Here is a 20,964-nt window from a genome sequence, read left to right as displayed (position 1 = left end):
CAGCGAATTCTTGTCAGACATTATTGCAAATCATCGCCAGCCAGCCCTTTCTAAAGCGCGCCTGTTTGACAGGCTTGGTCTGGTTTTCACAGTGCTGGGCCTGCTTGGATTGCTGCTGCCTTTTGCGACGTTTCGGCAAAACCGCATCGTGCAGGGAGAGCCGCGCTTCCTGTTCGATGCCTTGCCGGTTTCAATGGCCTCACTGCTTCTGATTATCATGATTGCAAGTCTGCTGATTGCGCTTTTTGTCCATCATCGGATAGTTAGGCTTGCGGCGAGCAGTTTTTCGCTGGGGCTTTTGCTTGTTGCGCTTGGATATGCGGCCTCCCACCTCTCGCCAGACGGCAACAGCTATGCCCGCGTGTCGCCCGCTTCGGGTTTCTGGCTGCTGATTTTCATGAGTGCGCTTTATGTCGCCGACAGTCTTGTGCGCTTGCAGGTGCGCCCGCTTTTACGCATCGGGCTCTTGTTAATTGCAATGATGCTTTTGTGGTTGCTGTTAGCGTCTCAGCTTTGGGACAATATTTCTTTCATGAAGGAATATCAAAGCCGTGCGGACAATTTCTGGAACGAAGCACGGCGGCATGTTGAACTGGCGTTGGGGTCACTGATTGCCGCAACTCTGCTTGGCATTCCGTTGGGCCTCATCTGCCATCGCATACCAAAACTGCGCGCCCTGGTTCTCAATAGTCTCAACATCGTTCAGACGATCCCATCCATGGCGCTTTTCGGGCTACTGATCGCACCGCTTGGCTGGTTTGCGATGCAGTTTCCATGGGCGGCAAATCTTGGCATTCGCGGCATTGGTGCAGCACCCGCTTTTGTGGCGCTGTTTCTCTATTCACTGCTGCCGATTGTTGCCAATACGGTCACAGGACTTGGAAATGTGCCTGCACCTATAACCGATGCTGCACGCGGCATGGGCATGACGCAGTTGCAACGGCTTTTTAAAACCGAAATGCCTCTGGCCTTTCCGGTCATTCTCACCGGCATTCGTATCGTAATGGTACAGAATATCGGGCTGACAACAATTGCCGCCCTGATCGGCGGCGGCGGTTTTGGCGTCTTTGTCTTTCAGGGCATTGGCCAGAATGCCATGGATCTGGTGCTTTTGGGTGCACTGCCCACCGTTCTGCTGGCCTTTGCTGCGGGTGTTATTCTTGATGCCATCATAGAAATGTCCCAGAAAGGCAGATCCGCATGATAGAGTTTGATCATATCACCAAGCGATATAATGGGCGCGCGGCAGTGGATAGCGTCAGCTTCACGGTCAAGCCACACAGTATTGCGGCGATTGTCGGCACATCCGGGTCAGGAAAAACGACCTTGTTGCGCATGGTCAATCGCTTGGTCGAGCCGACGGATGGCGAAATCCGCATCGACAATAAAAGCATCATGGATGAGCCGGGCTATGAATTGCGGCGGCGTATCGGCTATGTCATCCAGCAACATGGACTTTTTCCGCATCGAACCGTTGCCGAAAATATCGCCACTGTTCCTGTGCTTTTGGGATGGCCGAAAAGCCGCATTCAAACCCGCGTCGATGAATTGCTCGAACTGTTTCAGCTTGAGCCGCAAGATTATCGTGATCGCTATCCGCATGAGCTTTCAGGTGGACAGGCGCAGCGCGTCGGTGTTGCGCGCGCCCTTGCGGCAAGCCCGAATATTCTGCTGATGGATGAGCCTTTCGGAGCGCTTGACCCCATCGTACGGTTGAAAGCGCAGGAAGACCTCAAAGCCATTCAGAAGCGTCTCGGCACAACCATTCTGCTTGTTACACATGATATGGAAGAAGCGATTTCGCTTGGTGACAGCATTGCGGTGATGGACGATGGAAAGCTGCTGCAATATGGCACCCCGGCTGAAATTCTTGCGCATCCCGCGACCGAATTTGTGGAGCGGCTTGTTGGAACCGGCGAACGCCCTTTCCGGCTGCTGTCTTTGACCGATCTGAAAACTGTGCTGCAATCGGGAGAAGCTACGGGTGATGGCTTTCCTGTCACAGCCTCACAACGCGACGCACTGGCCGAACTGCTATGGTCAGGGCGCAAAGCACTGCCAATTCACGATCATGATGGCCGGCCGTTGGGTCGCGTGACACTGGAAAAACTTCTCAATCAGGCAGAGCGTCCCGTATGAAATTGTTCGTGTCTCTCGCTCCACGTCTGATGCTTTTTCTGGTTTTGATGCTGTTTCTTTTGAATCCATATCTATTCGAGCCGTTGTTGCGTCCGCTCGTTAAAGAAGGTGCGCCGGTCATCTATGACCGTGCCAATCTCATGACGCTGACATTGCAGCATTTGGGGCTTGTCACTGTCGCAACTTTTGCATCGGCACTTATCGCCGTTTCGATGGCAATCGGCGTTACGCGCTCATCGGGTGCGGAGTTCCTGCCGCTTTCACGAAGTCTGGTGAATATCGGCCAGACCTTTCCACCCGTTGCCGTACTGGCGCTTAGCGTTCCGGCGTTTGGGTTTGGTGACAAGCCAACGCTCATTGCGCTGTTTCTTTATGGCATGTTGCCGATTTTTGAGAACACGCTGACGGGCTTAACCACCCTTTCAGCCCCCGTTGTCGAAGCCGCACGCGGCATGGGAATGACGAGCATGCAGCGCTTAGTCAAAGTGGAAATGCCTCTTGCAACGCCGGTCATTCTCGGAGGCATAAGGCTTTCTGCCGTGATCGGACTTGCAACGGCCACCATCGGTTCAACTGTGGCCGCAAAGACGCTTGGGGAAGTGATTATTGCAGGGCTTATTTCCAACAATCTTGCCTTTGTCATGCAAGGTGGGCTGGTCGTTTCAGCGCTTGCCATTCTTATTTTCGATTGCTTTCAGGCACTTGAACGCTTGCTTGCAAAACGCATGGGACAAATTAACGGCTAAGTCTATGAATGACGATAAAGCGTTCCTATATGCCGTAGAAGGCTAAATCAGCGAGGAACGGAATGAATATCGGGCAGGCAGCCACCGCATCGGGCATATCGGCGAAAATGATCCGCCATTATGAAACCATCGGACTGATAGAGGCTGCCGATCGGACCAGTTCCGGCTATCGCGTCTATACGCAAAAAGATGTCGAAACGCTGCGCTTCATCCGCTCAAGCCGTGATCTCGGTTTTCAGGTCGATCAGATTAAAGCGCTGCTCGCACTCTGGCGTGATCGCAATCGCGCCTCATCGGATGTGAAGAAAGTAGCACTTATTCACGTCGAGGAACTCGAAGCCAAGATGCGCCAGCTTCAGGACATGGCCGACACGCTGCGCCATCTTGCACATAATTGCCATGGCGATAACCGTCCCGATTGCCCGATCATTCAGGAACTGGCCAATAGCAGTTCTGAGAAGTCCTACAGACCCGCGCCGCGAAAAGGCGAATTGCTGCACGGCAAGATATAATTAAAAAACGCCGGGAATTTCCCGGCGTTTTTGTTTGCTGAACTCAATCACTTCGGCAACGTGTAGGCGATCACGTAGTCGCCGGGCTTTGTGCCCACCGAACCATGACCACCTGCAACCATCAGCACGAATTGCTCGTCATCGACGGTATAGGTCATCGGTGTTGATTGACCGCCCGCAGGAAGGCGCGCTTCCCACAATACCTTACCATTGGTGAGGTCGTAAGCGCGCAGATAGTCATCCACCGCCGCACCGAGGAACACAACGCCACCAGCCGTGATCATTGGCCCACCGATGCCCGGAACGCCAACTTTAAGCGGCAGCGGAACCGGCGCCATATCCTCAATGGTGCCGTTGCGGTGCTTATAGGCGATCTTGCCTGTACGCAGATCCACACCAGCGACAAAGCCCCATGGCGGTGTCTGGCATGGAATGCCAAGCGGGCTAACGAATGGACCCATGAAGACGCCATAAGGTGCGCCGTCATTGCGATTAAGCCCTTGCTCGCTGCCCTTCTCATCCTGTCCACGCGGCGGAATATCCGCACGCGGTACAAGCTGCGATGTGAAAGCCAGATAAGTCGGCATGCCAAACATTACCTGACGCACCGGATCGACGGCCACACTGCCCCAATTGAAGACGCCGAAATTGCCCGGATAGACAATCGTGCCTTTCAGTGAAGGCGGCGTGTAGCGGCCCTCATAGAAGTGCTTACGGAAAGCAATGCGACATGCCAGCTGATCAAACAGGGTCACGCCCCACATGCTGCTTTCAGTCAGTGGTGCGGGACTGAATGTCAGATCAGAAATCGGCTGCGTAGGAGATGTGTGATCTTCCGGTATCGCACCCGTCGGCGCTGGGATTTCACGAACCGGAATAATCGGCTCACCCGTGCGGCGATCAAGTACATAAATATCGCCCTGCTTGGTTGGTCCAACCAGCGCAGGCACGCCATTAATGTCCAAAAGAACTGGCTGGGCTGGAACGTCCATATCCCACAGGTCGTGGTGTACGGTCTGACGCACCCATTTCGGCTGTCCGGTATTTACATCCAGCGCCACGATAGACGACGAGTATTTCTCGACATTATCGCTGCGGTTCATGCCCAGCTGATCAGGAACCTGATTGCCAAGCGGAATAAAGATCAGGCCAAGCCCTTCATCAACACTGGAAACCGACCAGCTGTTTGGCGAGTTGGTCGTGTAATGCTGGCCTTCCGGCAGTGGGGTCGTGACATCCGGGTTGCCAGAATCCCAATTCCACAAGAGGTTGCCTGTACGGATATCAAACGCGCGGATAACACCCGACTGTTCTTCGGTCGAATAGTTGTCATTGACCGCACCGCCGACGATGATCTTGTCACCAACCACGGCTGGTGGCGATGTCGAGTAGTAATAACCAGCCGGGTTGTACTTCATGCCATGGCTGAGATCGAGTGTGCCGCCATTGGCAAAATCTGTGCAGATTTCACCCGTCTGGGTATCAAGCGCAATCAGACGTGCATCCGAGGTTGGCAGATAAACACGTTCGGAACATTTGGCACCAGCAGTTGCAGTCGAATCCTTCCAGTAGCTTACGCCACGGCAGGTTTGGTGCTGGCGATCCGTGTTGAAGCCAACCTTCGGGTCGAATTTCCACTTTTCCTTGCCGGTCGCAGCATCAAGCGCAATGGCCCAGTTATGCGGCGTGCACAGGTAAAGCGAATCGCCAATTTTAAGCGGAGTTACCTGATAGGTGGTTTCGCCAACATCTTCGGGCTGTTTCACATCACCCGTCTGATATTGCCAGGCAACCTGAAGTTTCGAGACATTTTCTGGTGTAATCTGCGTTAATGGCGAATAACGCTGGCCATAGGGTGTACGTCCGTATTGATGCCACTCCCCATCGGGCACATTGCCGCCCAGATCAGCTGTCGCGGCGACCCTTTCGGTCGGCAGATCACCCGAAATATTCCACGGATCCTGTGTCATCGAATAACCCGCGACCACCAGAGCTGCCAATGTGGCAACGGTCAGCGGTAAACCACCACCATTGAGCGGCTTTCTGATCCACGGTGTAAGCAGCCACAGGCCAAGCAGAACAATCACGCCGCCTGTCGACCCCAATCCCCACCAGTCGAAACCGACTTCAGAGACCGCCCAGCCAAGTGAGCCGAGAATGACAAGTGCGTAAATCCAAAGTGCAACCGCACTTCTTTTAAAAAGAAAAAAGCCCGTCAGCAAAAAGCCAATGGAAGCGATGACGAAAAACCAACTGCCGCCCAGTGTGACAAGGTAAATGCCCGCGGCACCCAGTCCCAAGCCAATCAATATCAAAACAATTGAAGTCAGAGAAACAAGCAAGACGTTACCCCCTTAAAGCTGTAACTGCCATCCCACCGTGCACTGCTGTTCGACTGAAAGAGCTGCACGGATAAAGAAAAATCGAGGTATTCCTGATTGGTGGAAGTGTTGCAGCAAAAGACCTTGCACGCAACACAACACTGCCTGCCCTGAAAGATAGGCGGCAAAACAAAAAATCCAGAGGCAATTATGCAAAAGAACTCAAGAATTGCCGGCGACCAAAAAGGCCGCCGATCTTTGCGTAATCTATCAGGCCATTGGGCTTTTGAAAGCCCGCAGCCGGAGCGCATTGCTGAGCACGAAAATGCTCGAAAGCGCCATAGCACCCGCTGCCAAAACCGGCGACAAAAGCGTTCCGGTAATTGGATAAAGAACACCGGCTGCAACAGGGATCAGCGCCACATTGTAAGCAAAGGCCCAGAACAGGTTTTCGCTGATATTGCGGATCGTGGCCTTGGAGATTGCAATGGCATTGACCACACCGCGCAGATCGCCCGACATCAGCACCACGTCGGCACTTTCAATCGCGATATCCGTCCCAGTGCCAATAGCAATGCCCACATCGGCGGAAGCCAAAGCTGGTGCGTCATTGATGCCATCGCCCACAAAGGCAATACGTTTTCCGCCAGCCGACAAACGCTTCAACGCCTCGACCTTGCCGTCCGGCAGCACTTCCGCAACCACCTCATCAATGCCAAGACGTTTTGCAATGGCTTGCGCAGTACGGCGATTATCGCCGGTGATCATCGCAACTTTCAAGCCCTGCTCGTGCATGGCAGCGATTGCGGCAGGTGTAGTTTCCTTCATCGGATCAGCGACCGTGATAATCGCCGCCAGCTTGCCATCAATTGCTGCATAAAGCGGAGTCTGGCCTTCATCACCAAGGCGACTTGCATCATCGGCAAAGACCACCACATCAAGGCCGAGTTTTGCCATGTAACGATCTGCACCAATGGCAACTTCGTGACCCGCAACGTGAGCTTTCAGGCCAAAACCCGGAATCGATTCAAAGGCCGATACATCACTAAGTTTAAGGTTCTTTTCCTTGGCGGCATTTACAATCGCATCTGCAATCGGATGTTCCGAACGGGCCTCGACAGCAGCGATCAAAGCGAGTGCTTCGTCTTTGTTGACACCATCGACAACGGCGAAATGTGCCAAAGCGGGTTTGCCCTGTGTGAGTGTTCCGGTCTTATCAACCGCAATCACCGATGCATCACGCAGCGTTTGCAGCGCGTCACCACGGCGGAACAGCACACCAAATTCGGCAGCGCGGCCTGTGCCAACCATAATCGAGGTCGGCGTTGCCAACCCCATCGCACAGGGGCAAGCAATGATGACAACCGCAATCGCATTGACCAGCGCAAAACCCATCATGCCCGTGCCACCAATGATCAGCCATGCGATGAAAGTCACAAGTGCTGCACCGAGAACCGCAGGCACGAACCAGCCCGTGACCTTATCGACTTTGGCCTGAATGGGCAGCTTGTCGGCCTGTGCATCTTCCACCATCCGCACAATCTGCGAGATGACCATATCGCGGCCAACCTTGGTTGCGCGGAAAGTAAAAGCACCTGTCTTGTTGATCGTGCCGCCGACAACTTCTGCGCCCGTTTCCTTGACGACGGGGATAGGCTCGCCGGTAATCATCGATTCATCCACGTAGGATGAACCCTCAATCACTTCGCCATCGACGGGGACTTTTTCGCCCGGACGAACCTGAACAATATCACCCGTGCGCACATCATCAAGCGGCACATCCAGCGTTTCGCCATTGCGCACCACACGCGCAGACTTTGCCTGCAAACCCACCAGACGGCTGATTGCCGCCGAAGTGCGCCCCTTGGCGCGTGCTTCAAGATAACGGCCAATCAGGATCAGCGTCACAATAACAGCTGCGGCCTCGAAATAGACGTTGACCGTGCCGTCGGGCAGGATATCCGGCCAGAAGGTCGCAACAACCGAAAAGCCCCACGCGGCCGTTGTGCCGACAACAACCAGCGAATTCATATCGGGGGTGCCACGCAACAGAGCAGGAATACCCTTTTTGAAAAAGCGCATACCTGGGCCGAAGAGCACAAGCGTGGTCAGCACGAGCTGGAAATACCAGCTATTCTGCATTCCGATTATGTCCATGACGAACATATGCATGGTCATAAATATATGCGAACCCATCTCAAGAATGAAAACGGGAAGCGTCAGAACAGCAGCAAGGATGACGTTCTTTTTCAGCTCAAGTGCTTCCGCATCACGCTTGTCAGATTGCGTTTCCTGCTTGGCGTCACTGCTTGTCTCGTCAAGCGAACGCGCTTCATAGCCTGCCTTTTCGACTGCTTTAATCAAATCGGAAAGCGGCACCTGACCTGCAAGTTCAATATGGGCACGTTCCGTCGCAAGATTGACGCTTGCACGCGTTACGCCGGGAACTGCATTCAATGCTTTCTCGACATTGCTCACACAGGACGCGCAGCTCATACCTTCAATGGCAAGATCAGCACTGCTGGTTGGCACATCATAGCCGGCCCTGCGAATGGCATTGATGACACCAGGCAGATCGGGAGCCGCCTTAAACGTCACATCGGCACGCTCTGTCGCCAGATTGACCGAAACCTGCTCGACGCCAGGCAGTTTCGCAACAGCTTTTTCAACGGATGACACGCACGATGCGCAGTTTATTCCCTCAACAGGAATGGCAAAACTTGTGGCTTGGGGTTTTACAGGCTTGTTCACGGCAATTCCTTCTTCTGCGCACCCTGCTTCCAAAAAATCGTTCCCGATTTTTGGGCCGATGCTGCATCCCCCTCTTTCAAGGAGTTAAATAACGCGTTTCACGATAAGTACCCCTTCCCACCGTTGGAAGGTCAAGCGTTAAACTGAAGGATCTTTCAAACGGCCATTTCGTTCTGCGGCTGCACGGCTGCCAGTATCGAACCACAGCGGCTGTGGATGAATTCGAGCACGTCTGATGCTGGCATTGGGCGTCCCATGAGAAAGCCCTGCACCTCATCGAAATTCTGCGCACGCAAGCATTCAAGCTGCTGCGCAGTTTCCACGCCTTCGGCTGTTGTGACGATGCTAAATCCCGCACCGAGCGTGGCAACAGCCTGAATGATCGCAAGATCACGTGTATCGGTTTCAATGCCGGATACAAAACTCCGGTCGACCTTGATCTTGTCGAAGGGAAACGAGCGCAAATAGCTCAGCGACGAATAGCCGGTTCCAAAATCATCCATCGCAATCCGCACACCCAGCCTACGCAGCTCAAACAGCAATTCGGTATTGTGCTTGCTGTTTTGCAAGAATACGGATTCCGTAATTTCCAATTCCAGGCGATCAGGGGAAATGCACGCCGCGCCAAGCGCATCAGTAACTGAATCAAGAAGTGTCGTTTGTTTGAACTGGACCGGAGATAGATTGACGGAAACTTTAATATCATGCGGCCAAGACGCCGCTTGACGACATGCTTGCCGCAACACCCAGTCACCAATCGGGCCAATCAGTCCAGCCTCTTCGGCAATTGGAATAAATTCAGCCGGCGATACGGTTCCCAACACAGGATGACGCCAGCGCAACAATGCTTCAAACCCGGATATGCAACCCGATCCAAGATTGAAGATGGGTTGATAATGCAACTCAAACTGCTGTGCTGCTAATGCCAGCCGCAAGTCAGTCGTCATGGCATGGCGCTTCTCAACTGCCAATCGTAAGGAATGCTGATAGAAGCGGAACGTCCGTCTGCCATCGGCTTTTGCAGCATAAAGCGCAAGATCGGCATTACGCATAAGAACATCAGGATTATTACCATGTAGCGGTGCTTGGGAAATTCCGATACTGCACGAGACAAATTCAGAAATATCGCCAAGCTCAAACGGGTCCTGAAAGACCGAAAGAAGGAGATCGGCAAACATTGCGATCTGCGAAACCGTATCGCAGCGATATATAATTGCAAATTCATCGCCACCTAGACGCGCGATGAATTGGCCAGACGTAATACTTTTAAGGCGGCCTGCCACCTGTTGCAGCAATCGGTCTCCGACCTGATGCCCTCTGCTATCATTGATGTTTTTGAAATGGTCTATATCGAGATAATAAAGCGCAAATGCCGCTGCAGCCTCTCCTTTTTTCAGAACACTTTCAATGTGTTGCGAAAAATAGGCGCGATTGGGCAAATCAGTCAGACTGTCATGCATGGCCACATGTGTCATGCGCTGTTCAATCAGCCTTCGCTCGGTAATATCCTCGACAATTCCGATCAAATAACGCGGTTGACCACCTTCCGACAGCAGAATGGATCGTTTTATAATGCGCATTCTGCGCGGATTACCATCCGCGCATCGAATATCGCGTTCAATCGTCAGAACATTTCCCCGACGCATGGCAAGGCGATCTTGCTGCGTCAGAAGTTTCGCTTCCTCCTCGGGGAAAATTTCTGTATCGACCGAACCCACGACATGATCAAGCTTATGACCACTGATAGTCGATGCCGCCTGATTATAGAGCACATAGCGCCCGTTATCCTGCATGTCCTTGACAAAGACACCGAGTGGCATGTTGTTAACCAGATTATCGAGAAGCGTCTGTGCATGACTTGCCTGCCGATTGGCTTCTTCAAGCGCGGTCATATCCTGAACAATCGCAAGAATTGCCTGCCTGCCATTAAAAATAACCTCACGCCCATAGGTTATGACATCGATGATCTCGCCATTGGATTTAAGATGCTGCCAGCGTTCGGGGCGCTCAAGATCGCTGCCACTGCGTACAGCAGCAAGCATCCGATCACGCTCAGTTTGCGGACGAATGTCGAGCACTGTCATTTCGGGTATTTTATGAGCCGGATAACCATAAAGCGCATGCGCTGCCTCATTCATAACAATGAAGCGTAACGTTTGAGGATCATAGACCCACATTGGGGTCGGATGGGTTGTGAAAAGAATGCGGAAATCCTGTTCGGATGTTTGCGCCATAGCGACATCCGAGTGAGCCAGATCGGCTTCCCGCTTCCTCATGATAGCCCCCTCATCAGACTGATACTGACCCCATAATCCCTGTCCTCAAAAGAGGATCCGTTCCCAAGAATCAAATAAATCGTCTGCAGCAGGACCACAGTTTCCATGTATTGATTAGTGCACTGTAATATAAAAGAAAATAGAGAAAATTTGGAAGCATATAAATTTATTCTTAAATAGCAACAATGCCACTGACTTGACCCGCCTGCGGTTCCGGCCTATGCCTAAAGCACAAAATTCGTTGGGGTGCCTTCGAAGCAAGATCAGGAAAAGTGCATTGCGTTTTTCCGTCCGCTCTTGCGACACCAAAGGCTGAGAGACGCTATCGCGTTAACCCATTGAACCTGATCCGGGTAATACCTGCGTAGGGAACGGAGTTTGACGCGTCGCGGCCGAGGGCTTCCCTCAACGGAGTTCAGACTCCAATCAGGTTCATGACGTCTCACTTTTCCGTTCGGAATGAGAGACGATATTATGGACCAAAAACAAAGCCTCTCCCGAACCAAGACATGCGCCAGTCATGTGGCATCCGTGCCTATTTGCGTGACTATTGCTGGCTCCGACAGCGGCGGCGGTGCTGGCATTCAGGCTGATCTCAAAACTTTTTCAGCGCTGAGCGTCTATGGCGCAAGCGTCATTACAGCGATCACCGCACAGAACACATTAGCGGTCACGGCTGTCCACGATGTTCCGTCTGAAATTGTTGCTGCACAGATCGATGCGGTCTTCAGCGATCTCAATGTGGCTTCGGTCAAGATCGGCATGGTGTCAGTGCCGGAAACCATTCAGGCAATAGCCAAAGGCCTTGGGCGTTTCTCCGGCCCAGTGGTTCTTGATCCGGTGATGGTGGCTAAATCCGGCGACCGACTGCTAAGCGAAGCCGCGATTTCGACACTGCGCGAAAAACTGATCCCGCTTGCATGCCTTCTAACACCGAACAGGCCAGAAGCTGCTTGCCTGCTCGATTGTGCCATCGCGCGAAATAATGATGAGGCGGAAGAACAGGGGCGCGCTTTGCTCAAGCTTGGTGCAAAGGCCGTGCTGATGAAAGGCGGGCACGCTGAGGGCGACATCTGCACCGACCTTCTCATCCGTGCCCATCTGCCGACTATCCAGCTGGAAGCGCCGCGTATCTATACGCAAAACACCCATGGAACCGGATGCACGCTTTCGTCAGCAATTGCAGCAGGTCTTGGCAAAGGCCTTTTGCTGGAACGCGCACTTCGTGAAGCGCATACTTATCTGCAAGCGGCCATCCGGTCCGCTAACACATTGCAGGTCGGCAGCGGGCACGGCCCCGTGCATCACTTCCACGCTTTGTGGGAGATTGCATAATGCGCGTCACCATCATCGGCGCAGGTGTTGCGGGCCTTGCCTGCGCTGCAGAATTTAGTGACCAAGGCCACGTCGTCACTGTCATTGCAAAAAGCACCGCAATCGGCTCCGACAGCTGTTCGTGGTTTGCGGGCGGAATGCTGGCCCCGTGGTGCGAAGGCGAGAGTGCGGAAGAGCCCGTCGTAAGGCTGGGGAAGCAAGCGATTGGCTGGTGGGAACGGCATGTTTCGACAGTCCACCGCAAGGGGACGCTCGTCATTTCCCACACACGCGATACGACTGAGCTGCGCCGCTTTGCCCGCCGCACACAAGCCTTCGACACAATCGATTCCGAACAGATCGATGCGCTGGAGCCGGATATTGCAGGCCGTTTCCGGCAGGGGCTTTTCTTTGCTGAGGAAGGCCATCTCAACCCACGCAACACACTGATCGAACTTGCCGAAAACCTGCAGAAGAAAGGCGTCGTCTTTCATCTCGGGCAAGATGCGAAAGACGTAAAAATCGATACCGATATTACTGTCGATGCGCGTGGCCTTGCAGCACGCGATCAATTGCAGGATCTGCGCGGCGTGAAGGGCGAAATGCTTATTGTTCGCTCCCGCGACATCAATCTTTCGCGCCCTGTGCGCCTGCTGCACCCGCGCATTCCGCTTTATATCGTGCCGCGCGGTGACGGCATTCATATGATCGGCGCAACCATGATCGAAAGCGATGAAAGAGGCGGCATCAGCGTTCGCTCGACGCTGGAAATGTTAAGCGCCGCCTATGCGCTGCATCCGGCATTTGGCGAGGCGGAAATTCTGGAAACCGGCGTCGATGCACGCCCGGCCTTCCCCGACAATCTGCCGCGTGTGCGCAAGCGTGGCCAAACAATCTATGTCAACGGGCTTTACCGGCACGGCTTTCTACTCTCGCCTGCGGTTGCACGCATGGCGGTTGCGGCAGCAACCGAGGCCGAACAACAACCTGAACTTCTGGAGAACCTTTCATGACCATCGTTTTAAATGGCGAGGTCTTTGAGACCAAAAGCGCCAATCTTTTGGCCCTGCTTGCCGAAATCGAACTAGATGAGGCCGTGGTGGCAACCGCGCTCAATGGCGAATTCATTGCACGCGATGAACGCGAGGAAACGCTCATCGGTGAAGGTGACCGCATTGAAGTGCTCGCGCCGATGCAGGGAGGCTAAGATGCTGGAATTTTATGGGAAAACATTTGAAAGCCGCCTACTATTGGGAACGGCGCAATATCCATCTCCCTCTATTCTTACTGACAGCGTCCGCTCGTCAAAGACGGAAATCGTTACAGTTTCGCTGCGGCGCGAGAGCGGAAATATGCGTGCCGGTCAGGATTTCTGGACACTGATCAAGGATCTGGGTGTTTCGGTTCTGCCCAATACAGCCGGGTGCCATACCGCACGCGAAGCAGTCACCACGGCAAAAATGGCGCGTGACGTTTTCGGCACCAACTGGATCAAGCTTGAAGTCATCGGCGATCACGACACGTTGCAGCCTGATCCTTTCGGGCTGGTCGAAGCAGCCCGTATTCTCTGCGATGAAGGCTTTGAGGTCTTTCCCTATATGAATGACGATCTTGTGGTTGCGGAAAAATTGCTGGAAGCAGGCTGCAAGGTGTTGATGCCATGGGGTGCGCCGATTGGTTCAGGTCGCGGCCTCAACAATCCTTATGCGCTTAAAACCATGCGTGCGCATTTCCCCGATATTCCACTGGTCGTGGATGCCGGTATTGGCGTGCCGTCGCATGCAGCCGCCGCAATGGAACTTGGCTTTGATGCCGTGCTGATCAACACTGCGGTTGCCAAAGCAGGTGATCCAGCCGCTATCGCCCGCGCTTTTGCACTCGCTGTTGAGGCTGGTCGCATCGCCTATGAAGCCGATCCGATTGAAGCCCGCGACATGGCTGCCCCCTCCACTCCATTACTCGGAAAGGCATTTTTGTAATGGCCCTTGATCCGTTTTACCCGATCTTTGATAGCGCCAGCTGTTGTGAGCGCATGGTGCCGCTCGGCATCAAACTCGTGCAGCTGCGCATCAAGGATAAGAACGTCGCTGAACTGCGCGTAGAAATCCGCGCCGCCCGCGAAGTTTGCGCACGGCATGATTGCCAGCTCATCATCAATGACTACTGGAAGCTGGCAATTGAGGAAGGCTGTGATTTCATTCATCTCGGTCAGGAAGACCTTGACGATGCCGATCTTGATGCGATCCGCGCAAGCGGCGCGAAGCTCGGTGTATCCAGCCATGATGAGGCTGAACTTGATCGTGCATTAGCGCTAAAGCCAGCCTATATCGCGCTCGGCCCTGTCTATCCGACCATTCTCAAAAAGATGAAATGGCATGAACAGGGATTGGACCGCGTCAGCCAATGGAAAGCCACACTTGGCGATATTCCGCTTGTTGCCATTGGCGGCATGAATGTGGAGCGAGCGGCGGGCGTATTTAATGCCGGAGCCGACATTGTTTCAGTCGTCACCGACATCACTCTCAACCCCGATCCCGAAGCCCGCGTGCGGCAATGGATCGAAGTTACACGCCCCTATGTAAAGTAGGCTTAGTATTTTTTTAACGCGCATCTTTGTCCGAAAACCGCTTCACACTTTTCGGGATGCGCTCTAACCGGAGGAAACATTGAAAAAACTGATTTTTGCTGCGCTTTTCAGCGCCACGGCTTCGTTCGCCCTGATGTCAGCTCAGGCAGCTCAGGCGAACGATAAATTCAAACTCATACTCGACTGGTATGTGAACCCGGATCATGGGCCTATCATCGTGGCCGACAAGCTCGGTTACTTCAAGGATGCGGGTCTTGATGTGGAAATCATCGCCCCTGCGGATGCATCCGTGCCACCGAAAATGGTTGCGGCTGGACAGGCTGATCTGGCAATTTCATATCAGCAGCAAGTGCATCTCGATGTTCATGCCGATATTCCGCTGATCCGCGTTGGCACTCTGGTCGATTCCCCACTCAATTGCCTGATGGTGCGTGACGATGGTTCAGTCAATTCAATTGCCGATCTCAAAGGCAAGAAGATCGGCTTCTCGGTCGCGGGTGTTGAAGAAACAGTGCTTGGCACCATTCTCAAACGGCACGACATTCAACTGTCCGATGTTGAACTCATCAATGTGAACTTTTCGCTCGCACCATCGCTGATGTCGAAACAGGTTGATGCGGTAATGGGGGCCTATCGCAATGTTGAACTCAACCAGATGGCGGTTGAAGGGGTTGCGGGCAAATGCTTCTTCGTCGAGGAGGAAGGCGTGCCGGTCTATGACGAGCTGGTTTATGTCGCCAACTCAAACAAGCTGGATGCGAACGAAAAAGAGCGAATTTCGCGCTTTCTAGCAGCCACTGAAAAAGCCGCGCAATATATCGTCAATCATCCAGAGCAAAGCTACGACCTGTTCGCGTCTTATAGTTCTGAACTCAAAGACGAGCTGAACCAGCGCGCCTGGAAAGACACGGTTGCCCGTTTTTCGCGCTCACCCGCAAGCCTCGATTATGGACGCTGGAGCCGCTACGAAACCTATCTCAAGGATAACGGTCTCGTGCCTTCGATCCTGCCTGTCGAGAAATTTGCAATCGACGTCAACGCGGGAGGTGACAAGTCATGAGTGACACGCTTTATTCATCTGAACTGTTCACCCGTTTGCGTGCCGCAACGCTTGATGACTGGAACCCCTATATCGATCATGAATTTGTCCGCGGGCTTGGCGATGGCACGCTGCCGAAATCGGCATTCCTGCATTATCTCAGGCAGGACTACGTTTATCTGCATCACTATGCCCGCGCCTTTGCGCTGGGTGTCGTGAAGGCAGGGAGCTTGCAGGAAACGCGGCTATGCGCCGAGATTATGCATGGGCTGGCGGTCACAGAACTGCCGCTGCATGTCGGAATCTGCGCACGCGAAGGCATAACCGAAGACGATCTTTACAACACAAAAGAAGAGCCGGAAAATCTCGCCTATACGCGTTATGTGCTCGATTGCGGGCAGGCAGGCGATTTCCTCGACCTGCTGACCGCACTTGTTCCCTGTGCGCATGGCTATGGCGAAATCGGGGTCAATCTCGCAGCCACCGCTACAGCCGGCACACCCTATCAGGAGTGGATCGACACCTATGCGGGCGCTGATTATCAGGACATGTGCCACACGGTTGGCAAGCTTTTTGATCAGGCTGCAAAAGACCGCATCGGTACGGATTTCGAGAGCAGCCCGCGCTGGCCAAAGCTCTGCCAGATTTTTGCTACTGCAAGCAGGCTTGAAGCGAACTTCTGGTCAATGGGTATTTCTGGGGGTCTCAAAGTAGCATGACGAGCATCGCTCCTCGCTCGCGCAAAAAACGCATCGCCGACGGGTTTCTGTCGGCGTTTGCTGTGCTGACACTTTGGCAGGCTGTGGTGAGCATCTGGCAGATGCCGCGCTTCATCCTGCCCGGCCCGCTTGATGTCGTACAATCGCTCATTACCAATGCGCAGTTGATTGCTGATAATGCAGTCGTGACATTTGGCGAAGTGCTGGGCGGACTGTTTCTCGGCTCTGCCATTGGCGTGTTGACCGCCATAGGGCTGATGATGTCGCCGCTTGCACAACGGCTGGTCATGCCTATGATGGTGTTCTCTCAGGCGATCCCGATTTTTGCACTCGCTCCGATCTTAACACTCTGGCTCGGCTATGGACCGGCATCGAAAATTGCCGTCACCATTCTGATGATCTTCTTTCCGGTCGCTTCTACGTTTCTCGATGGTATGCAGCGCACTGATCCGACACTGATTAATGCCGCCGAAAATCTTGGCGCAAAACGCATGCAGATTCTGTTTCGCATTCGCATTCCGGCGGCTTTCCCGTCGCTCGCTTCGGGTTTAAGCTTAGCAGCCGTTTACGCACCCATCGGTGCTGTGGTCGGCGAATGGGTCGGAGCATCAAAAGGTCTTGGCTATCTGATGCTGCTCGCCAATGGTCGCGCCAAGGTCGATCTGATGTTCGCAAGCCTGTTCGTGCTGGCCGCCTTCACCATGCTTTTACATGCAACGATCTCGCATTTTTCGCTCAAGCTGGCCGCATGGCCGCGAAAGCTGTAAGGCAGCATTTTTGTCACACCCAATAGATTGAAATTAAATTTCTGCATTTTGCCACTTGGCAAATAGATTTGCTCATTTATTGTGCAGGCATCTGAAACACTGGCAAGAGGTATGAGATGCGATCCTATCCATTTCCGTCGGTGCCCGGTGTTAACGCGGGCGCATCCAAGCTTTAAGTCTTTGGCCCGTGTCGCAGGCTAAGGCCTGACCGCCCTCCCTAAGAGGGCATATTCCTAACAACTTCCAAATTTGCCGCAGCTCTCAGCAGCTGTTTGTTTTGTCTTCGTTTTCAAACATCGTTCGACGCAAAACCGCTTCGTACTTTTAATGAAAATGATTTTAAAGGAACCAGAATCCGTCTTCGCGCGGCCTGGTATTATTCATATGACTCGGTTTCGTATCAATTTCCGGGGACCTGCTTTCCGCAATGTCCTCGGCTACACCGTCAGCCACTGGCGAAGTCAGCCTCTGCGGCTGACGCTGATTATTATCAGCATGCTGCTTGCAACGGCCGCAGACGTCCTCACACCCCTTTATTCAGGCAAGCTGGTCGATGCGCTTTCGCTTGGGCAGGACGGAGCATGGGATGCTGCCATTCACGCGCTAATCATTCTGCTTGTCTTAGGCGCCGTTGCGTTGATCACGCGCCAGCTGACCTTCTATGTCATCACAGATTTCACGCTGAAGATCATGAGCGACATGGCAGCCAGCGCGTTCCATAAGCTACAGCGCTTTTCGACCGACTGGCACGCAAATGCTTTTGCCGGATCGACCGTGCGTAAGGTTTCGCGTGGCATGTGGGCGCTTGACTTGCTCAATGATACGTTGCTGCTTGCGCTGCTGCCATCCATCCTGATGCTGCTCGGCTCGGTCGCACTTCTCGCATGGTACTGGCCGATGATGGGCGTACTGGTCGCCATCGGCTCGGTGCTTTTCATCGTCTGCACGATTGTGATTTCGCTGGGTTTCGTTGCGCCTGCCGCAACGCTTGCCAATAGCTGGGACACACGCATGGGCGGCGCTTTGGCCGATGCCATTTCGTGCAATGCCGTTGTGAAGGCATTTGGTGCTGAAGGCCGTGAAGATGGTCGTCTTGCCAAGGTCGTCACCAAGTGGCGCTCGCGTACACGCCGCACATGGCTGATCGGCACGCTGAACGGCTTCATTCAGGGTGCAAACCTACTGGTCATGCGCGGCGTGGTCATTGGTTTTGCGCTTTATCTCTGGAGCCAGGGCAAGGCAACGGCAGGTGACATTACTTTTGTTCTGACAGCTTTCTTCATGTTGCAGGGCTATCTGCGTGATGTGGGCATGCATATCCGCAACCTGCAACGTTCGGTCAACGACATGGAAGAGCTGGTTCAGATCGAAGCCGAGCCTTACGGTATCGCTGATAGGCCGGGTTCGAACGCGATCATGATCGGAAATGGCGAAATCACCTTCGATAATGTCACCTTCCATTATGGTAGCCATGACACAGCTCTCTATCGCGACTTCTCGGTCAAAATTGAAGCCGGGGAACGGGTTGGTCTGGTCGGTCACTCGGGTTCGGGCAAGACGACTTTCGTCAAGCTCATCCAGCGTCTTTACGATGTGAGTGGCGGCGCAATCCGCATTGATGGGCAGAATATTGCTGAGGTCACCCAGGGGTCACTTCGTTCGCAGATTGCTATTGTGCAGCAGGAACCAATCCTGTTTCACCGCACACTGGCGGAGAACATCGCCTATGCCCGTCCCGGTGCGACACAGGCCGAAATCGAGCATGCAGCCATGCTCGCCAGCGCACATGACTTCATCATGCGTCTGCCGAAGGGCTATGCAACGCTCGTTGGCGAGCGCGGTGTGAAGCTTTCGGGTGGTGAACGTCAGCGTGTGGCGATTGCCCGTGCATTTCTGGCCGATGCTCCAATCCTTATTCTGGACGAGGCAACATCGAGCCTTGATTCAGAATCGGAAGTGCTGATCCAGCAGGCGATGGAACGGCTGATGATAGGTCGTACCACGCTTGTCATTGCACATAGGCTTTCAACGGTTCGTGCACTTGACCGCTTGCTGGTTTTCGACAAGGGCAAAATCCTTGAAGAAGGCGATCATGATGCGCTCATCCGCAAACCCGGCGGTATCTATCGCCGTATGTTCGAACGTCAGGCGTTGGAACTGACCAAGGGGTTGGAAGACGTTCTTCCATCATAAAGAAGGAGAATGGGGCCGGAAATACCGGCCCCGTTTTATTATGGTGCTACCTTGCCAGAAGACTGCCTGATGATGAGCTCATATTCGATCTGGCGGGATGGTGATGCTTCACCAGTTTCAATCTGGCTGAGCAGCATATCCACCGCATCATAGGTCATTTCGCGGATTGGTTGGTGAACGGTGGTAATCTGCGGCGAAACCATGCGCGAAATGGCGCTGTCATCGAAGCCAACAACGGTCAGATCGCTTGGCACGTCGATGTTTTGATTATAGGCGATTTGCAGAACGGCAGCAGCCATATCATCATTGGAAGCAAAAATTGCCGTCGGCCTGTCTTCCATCGATAAAAGTTTTCGCCCTGCCTCCAGCCCGCTTGCAAAGCTGAAACCACCTTCTGCTTCGTACTCAGGATTATGCGCAATGCCGGCCTGACCAAGAACTTTTCGATAGGCTTCAAGTCGCAATTGCGCCGAACGGTGGGTCAAATCGCCAATAACAATCGCGATTTTCTTGTGCCCCAGATCAAGAAGATATTGCATGAGATCGAGCGTTGCAGCTTCGTCATCAATGGCAACGCTGTCAGTCGGATGCACATTGAAGTCACCCGCCACCCGCGCAAATGGCATGGCCGAAGCAATTAGTTCCTGCAAAATCTCAGGATCATCCGACATGGGTGGCGTAACGATAATCCCGTCAAGACCCGACGCATGGGCTGTCTCGATGAGCGATCCGCGAATATCCGCCCGGTTTTCAACCGGGAATATTAGAAGCCGGTAGCGCGTGCCGCGCAGACGGTCCAGCGCTCCGACCTGCAATTCCGTGACATAGCTCTGGCTCGGATTTTCAAAGAAAAGCCCGATCAGATGCGAGCGTCGCTCAACCAGATTGCGCGCTGCCGCGTTGGGGCGATAGCGTAACTCGGCACCCGCCTGTCTGACCTTTTCACGGATCGTATCGCGGACATTCGGCTCGTCATTATAAACACGCGAAACTGTCTTGATAGATACGCCTGCAAGACGTGCCACATCATGGATCGTCGCTCTTTTATTGGATGCGGCCATGGCCGTTATGCACTCTCTCCCACAAATATACGCAATTTAGTATCCGCTTTGCTGCTGCGCGCAAAGAGCTAAATAGAACATATCTTGGACCGGGTGAGAAAGCGCTTTTCGCGGCCATTATCGAGCGAGAACATACCACCGCGTCCGGGGACAACATCAATGATAAGTTCGGTATGCTTCCATGCTTCATATTGCGAGCCGCTGATATAAAACGGCGCACCACCGATTTCGCCGAGCTTCACGTCAGCGTCAGACAGCAGCAGATCGCCTTGCGGATAGCACATGGGCGATGACCCATCGCAGCAGCCACCCGATTGGTGGAACATGATTGGCCCATATTCAGCCTGCAATTCAGCGATCAGCTCCAGCGCTGCATCGGTAGCAGTGACCTGCTCTTGTTCAGAGACTTGTGGCATGGTTCCTCCTCCCATGAACAAAGCCGCCGCATCGCTACGGCGGCTTTACTTTTTTGTTTTTGCGCATGTCTTCAACCCAAAACCGGTTCCCAATTTTGGGAGACATGCTTTAGTATGAACCGA

At 53.5% G+C, this 20,964-nt stretch carries 18 protein-coding genes and 1 riboswitch; of the genes, 13 read left to right on the top strand and 5 right to left on the bottom strand.

The window, feature by feature from the left end; translation table 11 throughout:
* The first annotated feature begins 10 nt into the window (after window positions 1-10).
* The 4 genes from CEV31_RS06705 (at window position 11) to cueR (ending at window position 3,397) form a co-directional block, all read left to right on the top strand.
* A complete protein-coding gene (locus CEV31_RS06705; protein WP_094506250.1) occupies window positions 11-1,204 on the top strand; it encodes an ABC transporter permease in 1,194 nt (397 codons plus the stop codon).
* On the top strand, window positions 1,201-2,139 hold the full coding sequence (locus tag CEV31_RS06700) for an ABC transporter ATP-binding protein (RefSeq protein WP_094506249.1): 939 nt from the start codon (window positions 1,201-1,203) through the stop codon (window positions 2,137-2,139). Before CEV31_RS06705 ends, CEV31_RS06700 begins: the two co-directional genes overlap by 4 nt.
* On the top strand, window positions 2,136-2,885 hold the full coding sequence (locus tag CEV31_RS06695) for an ABC transporter permease (RefSeq protein ID WP_094506248.1): 750 nt from the start codon (window positions 2,136-2,138) through the stop codon (window positions 2,883-2,885). Before CEV31_RS06700 ends, CEV31_RS06695 begins: the two co-directional genes overlap by 4 nt.
* Before the next feature lie 62 nt (window positions 2,886-2,947).
* A complete protein-coding gene (cueR, locus tag CEV31_RS06690) occupies window positions 2,948-3,397 on the top strand; it encodes a Cu(I)-responsive transcriptional regulator (protein WP_094506247.1) in 450 nt (149 codons plus the stop codon).
* A 47-nt stretch (window positions 3,398-3,444) separates the two neighbouring features.
* Here cueR and CEV31_RS06685 read toward each other — a convergent pair whose 3' ends face one another.
* The 3 genes from CEV31_RS06685 to CEV31_RS06675 form a co-directional block, all read right to left on the bottom strand.
* Window positions 3,445-5,739 carry a glucose/quinate/shikimate family membrane-bound PQQ-dependent dehydrogenase gene (locus CEV31_RS06685; protein WP_094506246.1) on the bottom strand — a complete coding sequence of 765 codons (2,295 nt, stop codon included), beginning with the start codon at window positions 5,737-5,739 and terminating at the stop codon, window positions 3,445-3,447.
* A gap of 249 nt (window positions 5,740-5,988) precedes the next feature.
* Window positions 5,989-8,469, bottom strand: coding sequence for a heavy metal translocating P-type ATPase (locus CEV31_RS06680; RefSeq protein WP_094506557.1), 2,481 nt, complete (start codon window positions 8,467-8,469; stop codon window positions 5,989-5,991).
* 155 nt (window positions 8,470-8,624) lie between these two features.
* Complete coding sequence (locus CEV31_RS06675) at window positions 8,625-10,745, bottom strand: sensor domain-containing protein (RefSeq protein WP_094506245.1); 2,121 nt, start codon at window positions 10,743-10,745, stop codon at window positions 8,625-8,627.
* Window positions 10,746-10,977: 232 nt separating this feature from the next.
* Window positions 10,978-11,133: riboswitch (TPP riboswitch) on the top strand.
* An 86-nt stretch (window positions 11,134-11,219) separates the two neighbouring features.
* On the opposite strand from CEV31_RS06675, the gene thiD reads away from it, so the two are divergent.
* The 9 genes from thiD to CEV31_RS06630 all read left to right on the top strand — a co-directional run bounded on the left by thiD (window position 11,220) and on the right by CEV31_RS06630 (window position 19,364).
* The gene (gene thiD, locus CEV31_RS06670; RefSeq protein WP_094506244.1) at window positions 11,220-12,080 is read left to right on the top strand and encodes a bifunctional hydroxymethylpyrimidine kinase/phosphomethylpyrimidine kinase; all 861 of its coding nucleotides are present in this window, start codon (window positions 11,220-11,222) and stop codon (window positions 12,078-12,080) included.
* On the top strand, window positions 12,080-13,072 hold the full coding sequence (gene thiO / locus CEV31_RS06665) for a glycine oxidase ThiO (protein ID WP_094506243.1): 993 nt from the start codon (window positions 12,080-12,082) through the stop codon (window positions 13,070-13,072). Before thiD ends, thiO begins: the two co-directional genes overlap by 1 nt.
* Window positions 13,069-13,266, top strand: coding sequence for a sulfur carrier protein ThiS (gene thiS / locus CEV31_RS06660; RefSeq protein ID WP_094506242.1), 198 nt, complete (start codon window positions 13,069-13,071; stop codon window positions 13,264-13,266). Before thiO ends, thiS begins: the two co-directional genes overlap by 4 nt.
* Window position 13,267: 1 nt before the next feature.
* Entirely contained in the window at window positions 13,268-14,038 is a 771-nt protein-coding gene (locus CEV31_RS06655) for a thiazole synthase (protein WP_094506241.1), read from the top strand.
* Window positions 14,038-14,646, top strand: coding sequence for a thiamine phosphate synthase (locus CEV31_RS06650; protein WP_094506240.1), 609 nt, complete (start codon window positions 14,038-14,040; stop codon window positions 14,644-14,646). The genes CEV31_RS06655 and CEV31_RS06650 overlap by 1 nt, the downstream gene beginning before the upstream one ends.
* A 79-nt stretch (window positions 14,647-14,725) precedes the next feature.
* Window positions 14,726-15,706: an ABC transporter substrate-binding protein gene (locus CEV31_RS06645; protein ID WP_094506239.1), complete on the top strand. Its 981-nt coding sequence runs from the start codon at window positions 14,726-14,728 to the stop codon at window positions 15,704-15,706.
* A complete protein-coding gene (gene tenA, locus CEV31_RS06640) occupies window positions 15,703-16,404 on the top strand; it encodes a thiaminase II (RefSeq protein WP_094506238.1) in 702 nt (233 codons plus the stop codon). The genes CEV31_RS06645 and tenA overlap by 4 nt, the downstream gene beginning before the upstream one ends.
* Window positions 16,401-17,171 carry an ABC transporter permease gene (locus CEV31_RS06635; RefSeq protein WP_094506237.1) on the top strand — a complete coding sequence of 257 codons (771 nt, stop codon included), beginning with the start codon at window positions 16,401-16,403 and terminating at the stop codon, window positions 17,169-17,171. The genes tenA and CEV31_RS06635 overlap by 4 nt, the downstream gene beginning before the upstream one ends.
* 384 nt (window positions 17,172-17,555) lie before the next feature.
* Window positions 17,556-19,364 carry an ABC transporter ATP-binding protein gene (locus CEV31_RS06630; RefSeq protein WP_210190894.1) on the top strand — a complete coding sequence of 603 codons (1,809 nt, stop codon included), beginning with the start codon at window positions 17,556-17,558 and terminating at the stop codon, window positions 19,362-19,364.
* Between the two features lie 38 nt (window positions 19,365-19,402).
* Here CEV31_RS06630 and CEV31_RS06625 read toward each other — a convergent pair whose 3' ends face one another.
* Both CEV31_RS06625 and CEV31_RS06620 read right to left on the bottom strand, forming a co-directional pair.
* Window positions 19,403-20,425 (bottom strand): LacI family DNA-binding transcriptional regulator, encoded by a 1,023-nt coding sequence (locus CEV31_RS06625; protein WP_094506235.1) that lies wholly within the window; start codon window positions 20,423-20,425, stop codon window positions 19,403-19,405.
* Window positions 20,426-20,493: 68 nt separating this feature from the next.
* Entirely contained in the window at window positions 20,494-20,841 is a 348-nt protein-coding gene (locus tag CEV31_RS06620) for a DUF779 domain-containing protein (RefSeq protein WP_094506234.1), read from the bottom strand.
* Window positions 20,842-20,964 lie beyond the last annotated feature (123 nt).

Source organism: Brucella thiophenivorans (assembly GCF_002252445.1).
Lineage (GTDB): Bacteria > Pseudomonadota > Alphaproteobacteria > Rhizobiales > Rhizobiaceae > Brucella > Brucella thiophenivorans.
The sequence above is the reverse complement of the archived record's forward strand: the minus strand, read 5'-3'. Positions and strand labels throughout refer to the sequence as shown.